General features: G+C 43.3%; 12 protein-coding genes. 5 read left to right on the top strand and 7 right to left on the bottom strand.

Features of this window, described 5'->3' with window-relative positions:
- Positions 1 to 22: 22 nt before the first annotated feature.
- Positions 23 to 3,499, bottom strand: coding sequence for a type IX secretion system sortase PorU (gene porU, locus ABZD21_RS14355; protein WP_372775748.1), 3,477 nt, complete (start codon positions 3,497 to 3,499; stop codon positions 23 to 25).
- 219 nt (positions 3,500 to 3,718) lie between these two features.
- Between porU and ABZD21_RS14360 the strand changes: the two genes are divergently transcribed.
- Both ABZD21_RS14360 and murF read left to right on the top strand, forming a co-directional pair.
- Positions 3,719 to 5,179: an SUMF1/EgtB/PvdO family nonheme iron enzyme gene (locus ABZD21_RS14360; RefSeq protein WP_372775749.1), complete on the top strand. Its 1,461-nt coding sequence runs from the start codon at positions 3,719 to 3,721 to the stop codon at positions 5,177 to 5,179.
- 44 nt (positions 5,180 to 5,223) lie between these two features.
- Positions 5,224 to 6,543 carry a UDP-N-acetylmuramoyl-tripeptide--D-alanyl-D-alanine ligase gene (murF, locus tag ABZD21_RS14365; RefSeq protein WP_372775750.1) on the top strand — a complete coding sequence of 440 codons (1,320 nt, stop codon included), beginning with the start codon at positions 5,224 to 5,226 and terminating at the stop codon, positions 6,541 to 6,543.
- A 35-nt stretch (positions 6,544 to 6,578) separates the two neighbouring features.
- Here the strand turns inward: murF and trxA are convergent, their stop codons facing one another.
- The gene (gene trxA, locus ABZD21_RS14370) at positions 6,579 to 6,944 is read right to left on the bottom strand and encodes a thioredoxin (RefSeq protein ID WP_372775751.1); all 366 of its coding nucleotides are present in this window, start codon (positions 6,942 to 6,944) and stop codon (positions 6,579 to 6,581) included.
- Positions 6,945 to 7,130: 186 nt separating this feature from the next.
- On the opposite strand from trxA, the gene ABZD21_RS14375 reads away from it, so the two are divergent.
- Positions 7,131 to 8,543 (top strand): CCA tRNA nucleotidyltransferase, encoded by a 1,413-nt coding sequence (locus tag ABZD21_RS14375; protein WP_372775752.1) that lies wholly within the window; start codon positions 7,131 to 7,133, stop codon positions 8,541 to 8,543.
- Here the strand turns inward: ABZD21_RS14375 and ABZD21_RS14380 are convergent.
- The 4 genes from ABZD21_RS14380 to ABZD21_RS14395 all read right to left on the bottom strand — a co-directional run bounded on the left by ABZD21_RS14380 (position 8,540) and on the right by ABZD21_RS14395 (position 13,704).
- Complete coding sequence (locus tag ABZD21_RS14380; protein WP_372775753.1) at positions 8,540 to 9,598, bottom strand: endonuclease; 1,059 nt, start codon at positions 9,596 to 9,598, stop codon at positions 8,540 to 8,542. The two genes, ABZD21_RS14375 and ABZD21_RS14380, sit on opposite strands and share 4 nt — an antisense overlap.
- Entirely contained in the window at positions 9,546 to 10,991 is a 1,446-nt protein-coding gene (locus ABZD21_RS14385) for a hypothetical protein (protein WP_372775754.1), read from the bottom strand. The genes ABZD21_RS14380 and ABZD21_RS14385 overlap by 53 nt, the downstream gene beginning before the upstream one ends.
- Before the next feature lie 107 nt (positions 10,992 to 11,098).
- Positions 11,099 to 12,538 (bottom strand): sodium:solute symporter, encoded by a 1,440-nt coding sequence (locus tag ABZD21_RS14390; protein WP_372775755.1) that lies wholly within the window; start codon positions 12,536 to 12,538, stop codon positions 11,099 to 11,101.
- Positions 12,535 to 13,704 carry an exo-beta-N-acetylmuramidase NamZ domain-containing protein gene (locus ABZD21_RS14395; protein WP_372775756.1) on the bottom strand — a complete coding sequence of 390 codons (1,170 nt, stop codon included), beginning with the start codon at positions 13,702 to 13,704 and terminating at the stop codon, positions 12,535 to 12,537. Before ABZD21_RS14395 ends, ABZD21_RS14390 begins: the two co-directional genes overlap by 4 nt.
- Before the next feature lie 203 nt (positions 13,705 to 13,907).
- On the opposite strand from ABZD21_RS14395, the gene ABZD21_RS14400 reads away from it, so the two are divergent.
- Positions 13,908 to 16,856, top strand: coding sequence for a glycoside hydrolase family 3 N-terminal domain-containing protein (locus ABZD21_RS14400; RefSeq protein ID WP_372775758.1), 2,949 nt, complete (start codon positions 13,908 to 13,910; stop codon positions 16,854 to 16,856).
- Positions 16,857 to 17,096: 240 nt separating this feature from the next.
- Entirely contained in the window at positions 17,097 to 17,348 is a 252-nt protein-coding gene (locus ABZD21_RS14405; protein ID WP_372775759.1) for a DNA-binding protein, read from the top strand.
- A 149-nt stretch (positions 17,349 to 17,497) separates the two neighbouring features.
- Here the strand turns inward: ABZD21_RS14405 and ABZD21_RS14410 are convergent, their stop codons facing one another.
- The gene (locus ABZD21_RS14410) at positions 17,498 to 19,201 is read right to left on the bottom strand and encodes a DEAD/DEAH box helicase (RefSeq protein WP_372775760.1); all 1,704 of its coding nucleotides are present in this window, start codon (positions 19,199 to 19,201) and stop codon (positions 17,498 to 17,500) included.
- Positions 19,202 to 19,294 lie beyond the last annotated feature (93 nt).

Genomic DNA, 19,294 nt, shown 5'->3' on the forward strand with positions numbered 1-19,294 from the left:
TCCAAATAGTATCACGACTGTGCTATCTTCTTAAAATAATCAGCACCCCTGATTTACTGGCCGAAGCGCCATCCGTGCCGGTTAAAACGACCCGATACACGCAGGTTCCGGACCGAACGAGTACCTGCCGATCGGTAACTTGCCATAAAATTGGCTCGGTTTCGTTACCATTTGAAAATATTTTTTGCTCAATAATGTCGAGCAGGCGTCCATTCGAATCGAAAAACTCGATTCTTCCATCAACCACATCATCCGGGCGATTGTGAATTATTTTGAACCGTGAAAAGTCATCCATCGGATTCGGATAGCAGACCACATCTTCGATCAGAAACTCCTCTGTTACAACAAAACTTACCGTGACTTCAGTCGAGTTATTCAATACATCCCACACTTTAACTGTCAGACTGTGCTCACCGACCGACAGGTTCGTGAATGGATAAACGACTGTACCGGTCGTGTAACTATCCTGATCTGCCAGATAATAATCATTCAAAACAATCACATTCGAATTATCGCCGTCTAAAACAGCAGTAATATCGTGTCCGATTCCTGTACTAAGCGTATTTATTCCACTCTCATCTGATAGTTTAAGGTACAATATTGAGTTTACGCCAACCTGATCCCCCTCCTGAAATGATGGTTGGTTCAGGTATAACTCAATACTCGGCCCCTGTACATCAGACGATACGTTCCCGGAATTACCACCAATTTGAAAACTACTGTTTGCCCCGTGCGCGTCAATACTGCCATTGCTGGCATAATAAATAATCTTGCCACTTCCAACGGCGTACGAGATATCCTTTGGAACGATAAACGAAAATTCAAACTGCCCGTTTGTCACACTCGAGACACCCCGATAGATTCGATTATTACGTATTTTGTACTCAAATGGTGTTTCACCCCCGTTACCAATCGTTTTAGTCTGAACCTCTTTGTCGTAAACCACAGGAATTAACTCCCCATTAAAATCAGCCATCCGATTACCATCCGCATCCACCACCTCACCTGTAATTGTTACTTTCGAAAGAGCACCGATTGGCTCAACCAGCGCAGATGGATCTACGCCATTAATCGTTCGAGTTACAACTTCATACTGTGGAATCGCCAACTTCAAAGCCGGATCGCCCAAAAACATGAAATTCCGCTTATTTATCCCTGTGTTTACAGCATTCTTGGTGCGCTTCATGACATCTCCCATGCGCAAATAATTCCCATCTGCATCTCGTTGAAATAATTGGTTGTAAAACTCGCTGTTCAACACAAAATTTGGATTTGAATAGACGACTCTTGTTGTACTGAACAAAGCGATTCCGCCACCGTTTGGGTTAAAAAGAATATGCTCGCCTCCCGATTTCTCATCACTATCAAATCGACTAAACTCGCAGGTAGCAGTTACAAAAACCGGCAGCTTACTATAGTTGACCCAGCTTTCAATATCCTGAACCCCAAGCACCTTTTCCTCAGCCAAAGCCAATTCATTGGCATGACCGGTATAATTAAGGATAAGCGTTCCATCTTTCACTTTGCTATTAATAGCTGCCGTCACGTCGGGATACTGATCGCCACTAGGACTAGACTCTTCGGTGTAAGCATCAAAGTATATCTTACTTGTGTTGACAGCCTGCATTTCTGCAGCGACAATATCGGCCAACTGATCCGCCTGCGACATATGCGTGTTTACATCTTCATCGTCGGCAATAAAACAAATATCGTTTCGCCACTCACCCAATGCATCTGTGCTTCGATATTGCTTTATTTTATCTACTGCAATTTGGGCGTCTTCAACTGTGTTTGCCGGAATTCGCCCAACCCCCAGATCAATCAAACCACTATATTCCCCTTCTCCGGAATCGAGTAAAACAAAAAAATCATCGGAAACAAAAGAAGATGTGGGCAGAAGTGAATTTTCAGATTGATAAGTCGGAATAAAATTCAATCCTTCACCCAAAATATTCTGATTATCGTAACTGCCATCGCCAAAGAAAAGCAGATACTTTAGTTGTCCGCTCCCTGCGTTCGATTTATCGTAACAGAAACGCAAAAAATTACGAATACCGGCAACATCCGGAATCCCCGACGAAAACTCATTATAAATCTTGCCGGGCTCAATCACCTCAACATCCATCAGGTCGCTTTCTTCATGGAAAGCAGCGAGCTCAGACGCACTCTCCCAAAAGTCAGGATGACTAATAATGATCATTTCCGGAATTTCCATTTGATGGAGATTCTGATTCGCCACATCCTCAACTTTTGTCGCTTCCGGAATAGTTCCCTTCGGATAAAAAGCGACGAATTCACGCAATAAATCAGTTCCCAAGGTAAACTGAACCAAGTCTGATTGTTGCGAAAATGAAACTGCCCTGGGACTCAAATTGTCGGTAACATCCCACACCTGAAGGTCGCTCGTGACATTACTCAAATTAAACCGACTAACGGTTCCTGTCTCCACGCTTGCCGGGTCGCGAAAATTCATCACCGAGCCAACCATCTTTAGCTCCCGCTGTACATTGAGCTCAATATAGTCGAGCCATCCAATCGCAGAGCTATTTGTCGCATTGTATGTAAATCGGAAATTATAAGTTGTTTGATTGTCGGCAATTGAAATACGCTGCTGCCCAACTGACGCATATTGCGCAATCGGATCACCGGTCGAAACTGCAGCCATAGTTACGGTTCCTTTCAGACTATTATTTAGGTATACCGAAAATGATGAACTTAGCGATGATCGACCTGCTGTTTCGGTATAAACACTAATCGGCTGACTCGCTAACGGGTTGGCAACAGTAAACGAATACTCGCGTGATTGCGCTGGCTGAAAACGGTCGCCAAACCACCTTCGTCCGGATTGAATTAAGTTTTCCAGATTTGTTTCGTAAAGTTGGTAGTCTAAAAAAGAATAAACATCCGTTCCATGCTCTGTTGTTTCCACCGGAATAGACTCTATAAAAAGTGGCTCACCCTGATCGGAGAGATAGTAATAGCTCTCATCTGAATAGTCATTGCCTTCGTGCTTAAAAGCGCCAACAGAACTGTAATACGACCAACGAATAGTGCCACCGGCATAAAAAAAGAGACAATCTGCGTTATTCGAATTTTTCCCGAGCCATACCGGATTTTGCTGCAAATCGTCCATAAACGGCTCATCATTTAGCTTTGAAAGCATATATCCACCGCTACCATATAAACGCACCTTCGACGGGTCGGAGAACCCCCAGGAACGCAATGTATTATACGAGATCTGATAAATTCCTCGTGTAGTAGATTTTATCTTCACCCAATTTCCAGTTGCCAAAACAGATGAACTAGCCCATTCAGCCGCACTAAGCTGCACAGCCTGAGCTGCCCCGGAGGGAATCTGTGCGGTCTCTTCCACTGCCAGAACATTATCATCTTCTGTTGCCTGCTGTGTCAATATGGGTAGACGCATCAATGCTGAGGGAATTCCATAAAGATTTACACTCAGAGACAATAATATAATCAGGTGCAGCGTTTTTCTCATGCGGCAATTTAACAAATCCTGACCAATAACGGATGAGCGTCAGAATTATTTCAGGTGAAACCAAATCTGAAAGATTCGCCCTGTATGTGACAAATTTTTCACAAGAGACAATAACAACAGGTAGTTCAACGTTAGATCAAAGTTCTAAAAGCCGTTCGATTCATATTGAACTATTTATTTATATTTGTCGAGAGAAAATCAAACTGAAAATTCGCAAAGATGAAATTTAAAGCCATATTATTCGTGGGGTTGAGTGTGCTTTTTGCCAGTTGTAGCCTATTTAAAGGAGACGGTGGCGGATTTAGCAAAAAAAATACCTCGAACACAACCGGATGGGAATTCAACGAACCTGAAAACGGAGGATTTCAGGCGGATGCTGAATATGCACAATTTGCAGGCCCGGGATTGAAATTCATACAGGGTGGAACTTTCACAATGGGGAGAGTTGAGCAAGATGTCATGTACGACTGGAATAATTCTCCTCGCCGGGTGACTGTTGCTTCATTCTACATGGATGAATGTGAAGTTTCGAATCTGAATTATCGCGAGTATCTATATTGGATTCAGCGCGTATATCCTGAACGTCCCGACAAATACATGGAAGCCCTTCCCGACACGTTGGTTTGGAGAGAAGAATTGGCTTACAATGAACCATACCTCGAAAACTACCTGCGACATCCTGCTTACAGTAAATATCCTGTTGTTGGAGTTAGCTGGGAACAAGCTCAGGCTTATTGTAAATGGCGTACCGACCGGGTAAACGAGCAATTGCTGATTAACCGTGGTGTATTGGCACACGACAATACCCAATCGGGCCAGAATATTTTCACCACCGAAACCTACCTGGCTGGTATGTATGAAGGCAACCAGGGAAACAAACCAGTCGAAGATGCCAGTGGAAACGCCAGACGAATTCGATGGGAAGATGGAATCCTGCTACCTGATTACCGCCTGCCAACCGAAGCTGAATGGGAATATGCAGCTTATGGCTTGATCGGCAACACTGAAGGTGAGTTATTGACGGAACGCAAACTGTACCCGTGGAACGGAAGTTATCTGCGTGATGATAGCCGCAAAGACCGGGGAAGAATGAACGCTAACTTTGTTCGGGGTCGAGGTGACATGATGGGTATGGCTGGAGCATTAAATGATAATGCTGACATTACCGCGCCGGTTAATTCCTACAACCCGAACGATTTCGGCCTGTTTTGTATGGCAGGTAACGTAAACGAATGGGTAGCCGATGTCTATCGTCCGCTTTCACAAGAAGAAGTCAACGAGTTTCAACCGTTCAGGGGAACTGTTTACACCAATTACAAAAAAGATCAGGATGGCAATTTGATTCTCGATGAATTTGGTCAGTTAGCTGTTGACACTGTCGCTGATTTTCGTAACTATCAAGATGGTGACTATCAGTCGCAAATTATTGAAGGACAAGATTGGAACACAGAACGCGATAAACTGCAAACAGAAAACATGTATGTTCAATCTAAAGGTGACGACGGTGGTTTCACATCGCTTATAACCGACAAAATACGGGTCTATAAAGGTGGCTCCTGGAAAGATCGCCCTTATTGGCTGATTCCTGGAACTCGCAGATACAAGGACCAACGAGAATCAACCAATGATCTGGGATTCCGTTGTGCCATGACACGAGTTGGAAGTCCTCAGGGATTTTAATCAAGAACAAATTGATATAACAGATAAAAAACCTCATTTTTGCGATGAGGTTTTATTTTTTTAGTACACCCATGAAAACAACAGAGCTTTACAAGTTATTTGAAAAACACCCCGTTATATCAACCGATAGCCGCAACATTCCCAATGGGTGTCTGTTTTTTGCCTTGAAAGGACAAAATTTCGACGGCAATCAATTCGCTGCTGATTCAATTACAAAAGGAGCTGCATTTGCGATAGTTGACAATCAGGACTATGCGATTGATTCCAGGATTATTTTAGTTGACGATGTATTGAAAAGTCTTCAGGAACTGGCAAACCTCCACCGCCGAACATTAGGCATTCCCGTTCTGGCGATCACCGGGACAAATGGCAAAACAACAAGCAAAGAATTAATCGCGTCGGTTTTACAAAATCGATTCAATATTACATACACCCAGGGCAATTTGAACAACCATATCGGAGTTCCGCTAACATTGCTAAAGATGACTACCGATACCCAGTTGGCGATTATTGAGATGGGAGCAAATCATCCGGGCGAAATTTATGATTTGTGTAAAATTGCCGAGCCAAACATGGGATTGGTTACGAACATGGGCAAAGCTCATCTGGAAGGATTCGGCTCGTTCGAAGGAGTAATTAAAACGAAATCGGAGATGTATGACTTCCTTCGGGAAAGCGGAGGAAAATGCTTTGTAAACGCCGACAACGAACTTCTGCTTAAGCAATCAGCAGGACTCGAACAGTTAACCTACGGAACAACCGACCAAGCCGACTTACGCGGAGAAGCAGAAGACTCACCGTACTTCTTAACAGCTAAAGTTCTTTTCCCGAAAGGCTGGTTGTATATCCGGTCGAAGCTGTTGGGTGCATACAATTTCGAAAATATAATGGCAGCAGCCCGCGTTGGCTTTCACTTTGAAATTGATCCATTATTGATCCAAAAATCGATTGAGAAATACACGCCAACCAACAATCGATCGCAACTGATTCAACGTGGCACCAATCGAATAATAATGGATGCGTACAATGCGAATCCCACCAGCATGCTCGCGGCACTGCAAAATTTCAGCACCATTGATCATGCAACAAAATTGGTGATTTTGGGCGACATGCTTGAATTGGGAGAATATTCGACTGACGAACATCAAAAAATAGCAGACTTTCTTTTGGAGTCGCATTTGAATACAATCTACTTAGTGGGTTCTGTATTTTGCCAAACTAAAACAGGCACAAAAGTGAAGAAGTTCGAATCAATCGAACTTCTTGCAAACTATTTACGTCAACAAAAACAAATGAAAGACAGCCTGATTCTGATCAAAGGTTCCAGAGGAATTCAACTTGAGAAAATTCTGGATATTTTTTAATATCAACCATTAGTCTCCCATAAAATCGTTTTGACTTAAGCTGGTTTTTCAACCTTAAGAACCTCAGATATAGCCTGTTCAAATGTCGCCTTTGGAAGTGCTCCCTGGGCCATTTGCGGCTGACCATCGACCGGAACAAATAATAGCGAAGGAATACTTTGGACTCCAAACATTCCGGCTAATTCACGTTGGTCTTCTGTATCTACCTTATAAATATCGAGACTGTCACCATATTCCTTTTGTAATTCTTCGAGCACCGGAGCAACCATTTTACATGGGCCACACCAGTCTGCATAAAAATCAATCAAACAAGGTTTGGATCCTTCATACTTCCATTCTTTATTGAGTTCAAAGTTGAATACTTTTTCTTTGAATGTTTCTTTGGTTAAATGTTCTAACATAGCAATTGTTTTTTAATAAATACAAATATATACTTTTTTAGATATTTAGATATCAATTCGCGTACCAATAAATTTAAAACTTTATTTTCGGTTTATCTTGACGAAATAATTGTAATTTTGTCACGCTTTTGAACAAAATGACATAAATATCCTTTAACCTCGTTTAGAACTGCTAGAAGTTGATTCATGAGAGAGCATTTAGAACACCCCATATTTTCAATTATATCAGAAGAAGCCGATCAATTAAATCAGGAATGTTTTGTTATCGGCGGTTTTGTCAGGGATCTCATCCTGAAACGAAATTCAAAGGATATCGATGTGGTCACCCTGGGTAGCGGAATTGATTTAGCCAAATGCGTTGCCAAGCGTTTAGGACCTAAAACTCCTGTGAGCGTTTTCAAAAATTTTGGGACAGCCATGATTAAAAGCTCCGACTGGGAAGTTGAATTTGTTGGTGCCCGCAAAGAATCGTACTCTCAGGATTCGCGAAAACCAACCGTTGAAAACGGGACATTGGAGGACGATCAAAAAAGGAGAGATTTCACGATTAATGCGTTGGCGATTGGGTTGAACAAAGCGAATTTTGGCGAGCTGGTAGATCCATTCGACGGTATCTCCGACTTGAACAATAAGATTATTCGCACCCCGCTCGAACCGGGTATCACCTTCTCTGACGATCCACTACGAATGATGCGGGCAATTCGTTTTGCCACACAATTAAACTTCATGATCGAGGAGAATACCCTGAAGGCAATTAGCGATTTCCGCGATCGGATCAATATCATCTCAAAAGAACGGATTATTGAGGAACTAAATAAGATCATCCTTTCCGATAAGCCGTCAATCGGGTTTAAGCTATTGGACAAGACCGGGCTTTTGCCGTTGATTTTTCCGGAATTACACCAAATGAAAGGAATTGACGAACAAAAAGGTGTAGCCCACAAAGACAACTTCTACCACACCTTAGAAGTACTCGACCGGATAGTCCCCAATACGAATAACCTCTGGTTGCGCTGGTCTGCTTTACTTCACGATATTGCCAAACCCAGGACCAAACGATTTGTACCCGGCATTGGCTGGACCTTTCATGCTCACAATCATGTTGGCGAGAAAATGATCCCCGGGTTATTCCGCCGGATGAAATTGCCAATGAATGAGAAAATGAAATACATCCAAAAGATGGTTTCGTTGCACATGCGCCCAATCGTTCTTTCAGAAGAAGAAGTGACCGATTCTGCTGTTCGGCGACTTTTGTTTGAAGCAGGTGATGATATTGATGATCTGATGACCCTTTGTGAAGCAGACATCACCTCAAAGAATACGGAAAAGGTAAAGCGATACATGAAGAACTTTCGACTGGTTCGGGAGAAGCTTAAGGATCTGGAAGAAAGGGATCACGTCCGGAATTTTCAACCTCCTGTATCGGGCGAAGAAATTATGGAGCTATTTGGGTTGTCTCCCTGCCGCGAAGTTGGACAAATTAAAAACGCCATTAAAGAAGCCATTCTGGAAGGTGAAATCCACAACAGCCATGATGAGGCGGTTCGATTTATGCTTAAAGTGGCAAAGGAACTTGGACTCACTCCGGTAAAATCCTAGTTTGAAAGGTGTAGTTTCAACAGCACCGGCAAATGATCTGAAAACCCGCCGGCATAGGTGTACCCTCGATAGGTTCGAAAAAGACGCTTCCCTCCCCAATGCTCATCGGACTCAAACAAAAAAGGCAGCTCGACCGGTCTGGCATCATTTGCCGAGCAAAAACAGGACGTATTGCAGAGCAAATAATCCGACACGATAATCTGATCGAAAATCTGCCAACTCTGTTGGTGTTTCAAAGTTCCTTTGGGGCTCCATACCTCTGAGAGATTTATCAATTCTGCTTCTTGAGCAGGATCATCAACTGCCACCACCTGCAAAACCTTTTTAATACTGACATCAGTTGGCTGATCGTTAAAATCGCCCATGATGACCAGTTTGGCTTTTTCCCGCATCCGGCAACACTCGTCAACAGCAGCTTTCAAATTCGCAGCAGCCAGCATCCGATCGGCCTCAGTTTCAGCCTGCCCTCCATATCGCGATGGCCAGTGATTGATAAAAACAGTTAGCGTGTCACGAATTATTTTAAAGTCGCACTGAAGTATTTCCCGGGTAGTCAAAACCGTCCCGTTTTTGTTAGCCACCGGATGATACTGATAGAACAAGGGTTCGACTTTATCTGGCCGGTAAAGCAACGCAACATCAATGCCTCTTTCATCCGGCGAATCTTTGTGAATTAAACGATACCCTAAACTTTTGAGCGGTGTTTCAGAAACCAGAAGCTCCAATACGTCCCGATTTTCAACTTCACACAAACCAATAATTGCCGGAGTATCGAAACCTGCCGATGCCAAAATTACTTTCGAAACCTTGTTCAATTTATCCTTTAACCGGAAATAATTCCAATTCCTTAGTCCACCGGAACAAAATTCTTCATCTTCGACCGAAGGATCATTCTCGGTATCGAAAAGATTTTCCACATTATAAAAAAGAATTGAAAGGGATTGATTTTGCTTGACCGGCTGACCCAATGCAGAACAAGCAAAAGTCAGCCACAAGAGCAAACTAATTAGAGCCTTCTTCCACGCGCTCATATGCACCAAGGTCTGGAGCTTCATCAAGGGTACGATTTTGATTCAACAGATCGAAAGGGAACAAACTGCCAACTTCGTCTAATCCGGAGTCCTTAGCCGCACTTAGGGTATCCAACTCAAAATTCATCTTCACGTACGGATCGATAAACCTTGGTTGAACATTTTTAAGAATATCGCGGTAGTATTTCGAATTATCCACATTCATCGTATCGGCAACTTGCAATAAACAGTGATCGAAACGGTAGCTGAATTCGGTCTCACCCAAGCTAGCTAGTTCCAACTCATTGCCTGTAATAATGTTTCCTGTAATAATACTGTTTGCAAAATGGGCTTTTGTCAGATCACCCGAGTAAGTCACATTTTTTCCATCCGCTTGCTCCACCACAACATGATCAGAAATCATTAACGAAGCTGTTGTTCGTGTGCGTGAAGAATATCCACCCCAATAGTTTGCCATTGTGGTGTGATAAAACTCATATTCTCCGCCAATTAGCAAGGCTGCTGCGTAATACCCACAATTGTATATCAAATTGTTATAGGCGGTAATCTTTGATTTCAGAGCGAATATACCTGCGTAGGCATGATTATAAATTTTCGTATTTTGGATGTGCACCGATGCATACCCTTCATTCTCGATATTTCCGACCTGTAAACCAATATTGGCATTTTTAATTTCTGCATAATTCAACACATTGTCATGACTACCTGAATACAACAAAATGCCGTTCCATTGATCCGGAACCTCCTTGTAAACCTCCTCCAAGCGATCAGCCTGGAAAACAACTGGTTCCTCAAGCGTTCCATTCACCTCTAACCTCCCTTGCACGTACAATCCTGTGCCTTTGTGAAAATAGATGCGAGCTCCGGGATCAACGGTAAGTATAGCATTCTTTGAAACACTTGTATTGCTATACACAACATAGGGTCTTTCATTCGTCCACTCTGTTGACTCAGTAATCGCGTCCCGCACTAGCTCAATATCCTGACCCCACGCAACCAGGTTAACATACTGCAAGTTGCTATTTGTAATAAATTCGATGGAGTCTTTTACTATAATTGGCTGATCATCGCCCAAGGGGTCAATCGTTACTTCAACAAACACATACATACTGTCCTTGGCAGGCAATTCAACTTCAAACAACTCATCGGAGGGGATGCCATTTATGTTGATTCGAAATCTAGAGTCGTCTCGCCCCAATAATCGGATACTGGAAATTAAAACAGTTTGATCGTAGGGATTATAGACTTTTAGGTGTTGGGTCGTAGACCCTATTGTCGTAAAAATTGTATCGAACTTCACCGTATCGACAGAAAAAACCAGCTTCGCATCCGTGGCTGTCAGATATTTTTCATCTTCGCAGGATATCAAATAGGCCAACGAAACAACCAGAAAACATATGTAGGTGAGTTTTTTCAAGAATTAGTTTTAGGTTTAACGCGTTTATCCCTGCCTATAGTACGCTAAATTACGAAATCATTTTCACAATTTTTAACATTTCTGCGCAATGCTAAGAAAACGTTAAATCACACTCTTCTTCGAATGGCAACCAACCCAAGAAACGTAAGGACCCCATTGACAATCAGAAGCTCGAACCCAAATTTATATCCCCAAAACATGGCCTCTGAATTAGCGGAAATTAGAAATGTAAGAAGCGGTGCCACAACAGCTACGATTGGCACAAAACGATCATACAAAGGCCGTTTTACAAAGAAAGCATAGGTGAAAAGGCCAAGAATTGGGCCATAAGTGTACCCGGCAGCTTTAAATACGGCTACCACAACACTTTGATCATTGATTAGTTTAAAGAGTAAGATTACAACAACCAACAGCACCGAAAAGCCGACATGAACCCATTTCCTTATTGCTGTACTTGCTCGGTTCTGCGATTTTTCCAATCCTAAAAAATCGACACAAAATGAAGTGGTCATGGCCGTCAGGGCTGAGTCGGCACTAGAAAAAGCAGCAGCAGTTATCCCAATTAAAAAAGCTCCGGCAACCCAATACCCAAGATGATTGAGAGCCAGAAAAGGATAAACCTGATCGCTCATTGGAGGCAAGTTCACCTCCAGGAAATCGGCGTATTGATAGAGTAAATCGCCAAGCCCAAGAAACAACAGCACCACAAAAACAAACAAAGAACTAAATACCAGCATATTCTTACGGGCCTCTCCCAAGTTCCTGCATGTGAGATTCTTCTGCATAATATCCTGATCCATCCCATTGATCACCACTGCCATAAAGATACCGGCAAAAAATTGCTTATAGAAGAAATTAGGAGACCGCCATTCCCAATCAAAAATCTGACTTCGTGCGCTATCCGACACCGAAGAAGTCATCTGCATCGCACTGAACCCCATCGCATCACTAATTTTCCAAATCGTAAACACGACAGCCATCACCAAAAATGTAGTCTGAAGTGTGTCTGTCCACACAATCGTTTTTATTCCTGCACGATACGTGTAAAGCCAAATCAAAAAAATACTCACGGCAACCGAAACAGAAAAGGGCAAGCCAAAAGCATCGAAAAAAGCCAATTGCAGAACTAAGGCAACCAAATAGAGCCGGAAAGCAGCTCCAATCACTTTCGACAACAGAAAGAAAAACGAAGCTGTTTTCAAACTATAAAAACCGAGTCGTTCTTCTAAAAATGAATAGATTGAAATAAGATTTAAACGATAATAAAATGGTAATAAAAGAAAAGCGATCAACCAATAACCAACCAAGTTACCGAACACAAATTGCATATACGCGAATGACGAATTCGCCACTTCACCCGGAACCGAGATAAAAGTAACACCGGACAAAGAGGCGCCCAGCATACCGTAAGCAACCAAATACCAAGGCGATGACTTGTTCGCATTGAAAAAGCTCATATTATCAGCCCGACGTGAAGTCAAGACCGATATAAGCATCAATAACAAAAAATACGACGCGATGACAACAAATACGATAAGTGGGCTCATTTTAACGGATTTTCATCGGGGTACAAAAGATAGTTTCGACGCATATTTCGGTAATCCTCCAGTGGTTTTTGCCAACTATCCTCGATCTCTCCCAAAGTAGCTCCCGAGCGAATCTGATTTAGCAATTCGTCGGTCCCTGCCAAAAGGTTGAGCCAATTCGGAGAACTTAAAAAATCCGGTTCCTTTTTGAAATGGTGATAATATTTTAGAAAAAGCCCCAGGCTAAATCGATGAGAAAGCGTTTCGCCCCGCAAATCTTCACCATAGCAAGTCTTACCCTCCTGCTTAGGTTTTTTAGCCATCCCGGGGATGCTTTTCGGTGTAAATTGAAAATACCCCATTTGGCGATCGGGATAACCAACAACCTGAAATGGGAACTGTGTTCCCCGCCCGATACTCATCGTAGTTGCCTCAAAAAAGCACAGCGATGGATACAAGCGGATTGACAGGTCATTTGGCAAATTTGGAGATGGCTTCACCGGAAGTGAATAGGGTGTTTGATGGGTATAATTCTCAACCGGAACAACGGTAACACGACATTGCAAACTATCTTTTAGCCAATGCTGGCCGTTAATCATTAACGCCATTTCGCCGAGCGTACAACCATGTACAATGGGAATTGGATGCATACCAACAAAAGACTGAAACTTTAAGTCGAGCACAGGCCCGGCAATGTAGTCGCCATTAGGGTTCGGTCGGTCAAGAAGCAATAACGGAATTTGATTCTCAGCACAGGCCTCCATCACATAGTGCAAGGTACTCAGATAGGTATAAAACCGAACACCAACATCCTGAATATCGAACACCAGCAAATCGATGCCTTTCAGCTGATCAGTGGTCGGCTTTTTATTTTTACCATATAGCGAAACCACTGGTATCCCGGTCTTCTCGTCTACCTGATCGCCAATAAGTTCGCCAGCATCCGCGTCTCCCCGAAAACCATGCTCCGGACAAAACACTTTTTGAACAGACACTCCACGATCAAGTAAAAAATCGAGCAAATGCTGTTCGCCAACTCGTGAACTATGATTAACAACCAACCCGATCTTTTGCCCTTCCAGCAAACCCATATACCGTTCCGGGAGATCTGCGCCACACCTAACATCCTGAGTCCTGCCAACACAGCAACTAACCAGGAATAAAAGTTCCAAAACGAAAAACTTCATACCAAACCAATTGTTTTTACGAATGTAACAAAACGAGATTAATTCGTTCCCGATTTTCCATGTTCACTTAAACTTTATTAATTTTGAAATCGAAAACAGAAAACAATGAAACAAGCTTGTTCGTGCGTCGTCACACACCAACCCCAATGACGTCCAACAACATGATCGTTCCATCAGACAATTAACAATCAAACAATTATTCAATGAAATACCTGCGAGTAGCACTAATTTCAATAGTGCTTTTTTGCCCCATAATATCAACAGCGCAAACAAAACCAGCCTTTCTGAATCATTTGCATGACGCCTGGGTCGACAGCACTTTACAGAAGATGAGTCTTAAGCAAAAAATCGGTCAGCTCTTTATTGTGCAAGCATACAGCGAGACCAACTCAACCCCCGATGCTGTTCTGGCTGACATTCGGAATCACCAGGTTGGTGGAATTATTTTTATGCAGGGCACTGCGCCAAAACAAGTGCAGATGACTAACCTGTTCCAGCAAGCAAGTCAAATCCCCCTGCTGATCGCCATTGATGGCGAATGGGGACCGGCCTTCCGGTTGAAAGACACCCCGCGATACCCACTGCAAATGGCGCTGGGAGCAATACAAAACGACAGCCTGATTTACCAAATGGGAAGGGAAATTGGAACTCAGTTCAGGCGCATGGGAGTCCATATCAATTTCGCGCCGGTAAGCGATGTCAACAACAATCCGAACAACCCGGTCATCAACTACCGAAGCTTTGGCGAAAACCCACAGAATGTGGCCCGTAAAGCGTGGCTCTATGCCAAAGGGATGCAGGATTCAAGACTGTTGGCCGTAGCTAAACACTTCCCGGGACATGGCGACACAAATGTCGACTCCCACATTGGGCTACCCCAAATCAAACATCGCGAATCACACTTACGTGAAGTTGAGCTTTTTCCTTTTAAACAATTAGTTGACAGCGGAATTGGCGGCGTCATGACAGCACACATCCGCGTACCGGCCCTGGAACCTAACGAAAAACTACCGGCCTCTCTTTCACCACGTATCATCCAGGGGCGCTTAATCGAGGATATGGGATTTGGAGGATTAGTTTTTACCGATGCGATGAATATGCATGGGGTGACAAAACTCTACAAAGCAGGAGAAGCGGCTGTATTAGCGTTAAAAGCCGGTAACGACATGCTCGAGATTGTCCCCGACCTGAATGATGCGATAAACGAGGTAAACAAGGCAATTCAGAAAAATGATCTCTCGGAAGCCGAAATTGACTTACACTGTCGCAAAATTTTGGCTCTGAAAAAATGGATGGGACTGGACACCCTGCGCACAACTGACGCGACTGCTATTCAGGAAGAATTGAACAAGCCATCCTACCAACTCACCCAAAGGCTACTACATGAACAATCGCTGACCGCCTTGATTAACCGCGACCAGCTACTTCCACTTGAGCGACTGGACACACTAAAGGTAGCCGTAGTTTCTTTCGGCCGAATATCAGAAACAGCCTTTCAGAAAATGGCATCCCGCTTCATGGCTGTAGACTTTTTCAACCTAAAAAAAGAAGCCACACCCGAGGAAATAAACCGACTTGTGAAGCAACTAAAACCCTACAACTTAGTTATAGGAGGCATACACAACCTGAACCTGTCACCGAGTCGAAACTATGGAACAACCGCCGGAATGAGTGACTGGATAAAAAAACTGAACGATAAAAAACTAATCCTTGCGGTTTTCGGGAATGCCTATTCACTGGCAAAAATCCCGGGTATTGAGACCGTTGACGGCTTGCTGCTTAGCTATCAGGAAAACTCGATTACAGAAGAATTGGCAGCGCAGGCACTATTTGGTTCAATCGCTGCAAATGGCAGGCTACCGGTAAACGTCAATTCCTATTTCAGATTGAACGATGGACTTGATCTTAAAAAAGTAGATCGCCTGAAATATACAATTCCCGAGGAAGTGAAAGTCTCATCATCCTATTTGCAACGCCGGGTCGACAGCATCGCTCAACTTGGGATTAACAAAAAAGCCTTCCCCGGCTGTCAGATTCTGATTGCGATTGATGGAAAAGTTATTCTCAACAAATCCTACGGACACCACACCTACGAACAACGTGAGCCGGTAGAAGAATCCGACCTTTACGATATCGCTTCTGTTACAAAAATTTCAGGTCCATTGCCGGCCTTAATGAAATTGTATGACGAAAAAAGTTTCAATATCGACCTGCCCTTTTCGTTTTATTGGCCACCTTTTCGGGGAACAGATAAGGAAAAGATGACGTCACGTGAAGTTCTGGCACACCAGGCCCGACTAAAACCATGGATCCCATTCTGGCAGAATGAATTGAAGAAAAATGGCAATTCACGATTGTCCGTGTTTCGCGATACTCCGGACAACGACTTTAATATCCGCGTTTGCTCTCACCTCTACATGGATCGCCACAACAAAGAACGGATTTATGAGGAAATAAAAAATTCAACCCTGCTAAGCAGAGCAAAGTACACCTATTCCGATCTGGGGTTCCTTATATTCCCAAATATTATCGAGGAATTAAGCCATCGGGATTACGAAGACTACCTGTCTGATAATTTCTACAGACCACTGGGTGCATCAACCATCACTTACAATGCTTACAAACACTTTCCGTTGCGGCAGATTGTACCAACAGAGCAGGACGACCTATTCAGACATGAATTATTGCACGGATATGTCCATGATGAAGGCGCCAGCATGCTAGGTGGTATTTCCGGAAATGCGGGTATATTTTCAAGTGCGAATGATCTGGCAAAACTGATGCAGATGTACCTTCAATATGGGCATTATGGAGGAGTCAAATTCATCGACTCCACAAGCATAGCCGAGTTTACCCGGATTCAATACCCCAAAAACGACAACCGCCGTGGACTAGGGTTCGACAAACCCTTTATTGACAATCATAAGAACACACTGGAAAATGCTTTTCCGGCGGTTAGTGCCAGTCCGGAGAGTTTTGGACACACCGGGTTTACCGGCACTTTCGTTTGGATGGACCCGAAATATAAGATTCTGTTGGTCTTCCTCTCCAACCGGGTGAACCCAACTCGCAACAACAATAAAATCAGCCAACTAAACATCCGTCCTGCCCTTCATCAAATTATTTACGACAGCCTTTTCAGAGGACTGTGAGACTATTAAAATTTGTTAAAATGTTTTTTAACACATCAGTCTCTTTCGAACACCTCCACCCCTCAAAATCCCCATCAAGACAAGTATTTCGACACCAATAAAAGGTTACAACAAATTTTATCTGTCACCACCACGCCCATTCAAACCATGCGTGCGCTCCCTTTTAGATATGTTATTAATTTATTAATTCTAACTTTATGGGAGTTAATAAGTATTTGATAACCATAAAATCTTACTGTCATGGAGAGAAAAATCACCTTCAACGAGCTTCGTAAAATCAAAGACAGTCTACCTGAGGGGTCAATTCACCAATTAGCCGAAGAGTTTAATTTGGAAGTTGAAACCGTCAGGAATTATTTTGGAGGAGCTAATTATGATCGTGGACGATCTGTTGGAATACATGTAGAACCGGGGCCAAATGGCGGAATTGTTTTATTAGACGACACACAAATATTAGAGCGAGCAGAACAACTTTTAAAAGAAGTGCATTAATTCGAATTTACATTTTTAGTTTTTGTTTGGGAACTGTCAGCAACTTGCTGGCGGTTTTCTTTTTGCCATTTCTCAAGCACAAAAAAAACCGCATTCTGATCAGTAACTGATCAAAATGCGGTGCAGATATGAATCTTGTTTAATTTGGTCTATTTTCTGCTACGTTTTCCCGACGCTCCTGAAAATTCTTTTTTCTTTCCTCGGTTGCGTTGGAATGGTGGTCGTTCTTCGGCGGTAACCCGATCAACCTTCAATCCATGTCCGTCCAAAGAAGCACGGCTCATCGCATTAATCAATTCAGCTTCGTAACGACTATCAATCTCGAAGAATGAAAACTTACGTTGAATGTCGATTTTACCGATTTCGATGTTTTTGCGTTGAAGGTTCTCATTAATCAAACCCAACAAACGAGACGCATTCAAATTTTGCTTTTTCCCGGCGTTAATAAACAAACGCGAAAAGTCCATCCGGTCTCCACCACGAGAACTACCGCGCTGATCGCGATCGCGTCCACGAGATTCTTTCTCTCTCACGTTCAGATCAGGCGCATTTTTATAGTACGACAAGAAGCTGTTGAATTCGGCCGACACAAAGCGTTTCAGAATATCTTCGCTGCTTAATCCTTCAAATTTCTCCATAATGGCTGGCAAATATGGATCGATTCGAGATTCATTCACCTCAACCTGAGCAACTTTATCGATCAGGTGCATCAATTGAACTTCACAAATCTCCTCGCCACCCGGAACCGATTTCCGTTCGAATCGTTTTTGCGAAATTTTCTCAATCTGACGCATCTTTCCTGTTTCGCACATGTGCAAAATCGAAACTGAAATACCTTTCTTTCCGGCGCGTCCGGTACGTCCGCTACGGTGAATATAAACTTCCGGGTCGTCCGGCAAGCTGTAGTTGATTACGTGAGTCAACTCGGTCACATCCAAACCACGGGCAGCAACATCAGTCGCTACCAACATTTGCAGGTTTTTGCTGCGGAAACGCCCCATTACATGATCGCGTTGCGCCTGCGACAAGTCACCATGAAGTGCATCGGCATTGTAACCATCAGCCATAAATTGCTCAGCAACTTCACGTGTTTCCATGCGGGTACGGCAGAATACAATCGCATAGCAATTCGGATAGTTGTCTGCGATACGTTTTAGTGTCGCATATTTATCTTTAGCGTGCACAACATAGTAGTGATGTTGTACATTATCAGAGCCTTGATTACGCTTTCCAACAGATAATTCCTCTGGATTACGCAAATATTTCTTAGACATGCTGGTGATTTCAGCCGGCATGGTTGCAGAAAACAATAAGGTTTGCTTAATCGCTGGCGTATTCGCCAAAATGGCATCCATTTCTTCTTTGAACCCCATGGTGAGCATCTCATCTGCCTCATCAAGCACCAACCATCGGATATCGCTCACATTTAGCACATTGCGACGAATAAGGTCATGTACGCGACCAGGCGTTCCGACCACAATTTGTGCGCCACTGCGTAGTTCGCGAATTTGCTTGCCGATATCGGCACCACCGTAAACGGCTACATTCTTAAACCCTCTCAGGTTTTTCGAGAATGCCTCTAAGTCGCGGGTAATCTGTAAACACAGCTCACGGGTTGGACACAAAACCAATGCCTGAACGGCTTTGCTGTTTAGATCAACGTTGTGAAGCAGAGGCAATCCAAAAGCAGCCGTTTTACCGGTTCCTGTTTGCGCCAATGCAATCAAGTCGTTGTCGTTGTTTATAAGGTGTGGGATCGTTTTCTCCTGAATAGGAGTCGGTTGCTCAAAGCCCATTTCTGAAATGGCGCTGAGTAGTTCGGGCTTTAGACCCGTTTGTTCAAATGTCATCATCGTATTTTTAAGTTGAAGAGCTAACCGCCCTTCCGGTCCAAATAGCACTGATGACAAAAAACTAACTTTGCAATATATCCCCTTGCCACCGAT

The organism is Mangrovibacterium sp., from assembly GCF_041596335.1.
Taxonomy (GTDB): domain Bacteria; phylum Bacteroidota; class Bacteroidia; order Bacteroidales; family Prolixibacteraceae; genus Mangrovibacterium.

What these genes read in the sequence shown, in the direction of transcription:
- ABZD21_RS14400 (WP_372775758.1), top strand. Translation starts at nt 13,908, where the DNA reads ATGAAATACCTGCGAGTAGCACTAATTTCAATAGTGCTTTTTTGCCCC.
- ABZD21_RS14380 (WP_372775753.1), bottom strand. Translation starts at nt 9,598, where the DNA reads ATGAAGCTCCAGACCTTGGTGCATATGAGCGCGTGGAAGAAGGCTCTA.
- ABZD21_RS14410 (WP_372775760.1), bottom strand. Translation starts at nt 19,201, where the DNA reads ATGATGACATTTGAACAAACGGGTCTAAAGCCCGAACTACTCAGCGCC.
- trxA (WP_372775751.1), bottom strand. Translation starts at nt 6,944, where the DNA reads ATGTTAGAACATTTAACCAAAGAAACATTCAAAGAAAAAGTATTCAAC.
- ABZD21_RS14395 (WP_372775756.1), bottom strand. Translation starts at nt 13,704, where the DNA reads ATGAAGTTTTTCGTTTTGGAACTTTTATTCCTGGTTAGTTGCTGTGTT.
- ABZD21_RS14360 (WP_372775749.1), top strand. Translation starts at nt 3,719, where the DNA reads ATGAAATTTAAAGCCATATTATTCGTGGGGTTGAGTGTGCTTTTTGCC.
- ABZD21_RS14375 (WP_372775752.1), top strand. Translation starts at nt 7,131, where the DNA reads ATGAGAGAGCATTTAGAACACCCCATATTTTCAATTATATCAGAAGAA.
- porU (WP_372775748.1), bottom strand. Translation starts at nt 3,499, where the DNA reads ATGAGAAAAACGCTGCACCTGATTATATTATTGTCTCTGAGTGTAAAT.
- murF (WP_372775750.1), top strand. Translation starts at nt 5,224, where the DNA reads ATGAGGTTTTATTTTTTTAGTACACCCATGAAAACAACAGAGCTTTAC.
- ABZD21_RS14390 (WP_372775755.1), bottom strand. Translation starts at nt 12,538, where the DNA reads ATGAGCCCACTTATCGTATTTGTTGTCATCGCGTCGTATTTTTTGTTA.
- ABZD21_RS14405 (WP_372775759.1), top strand. Translation starts at nt 17,097, where the DNA reads ATGGAGAGAAAAATCACCTTCAACGAGCTTCGTAAAATCAAAGACAGT.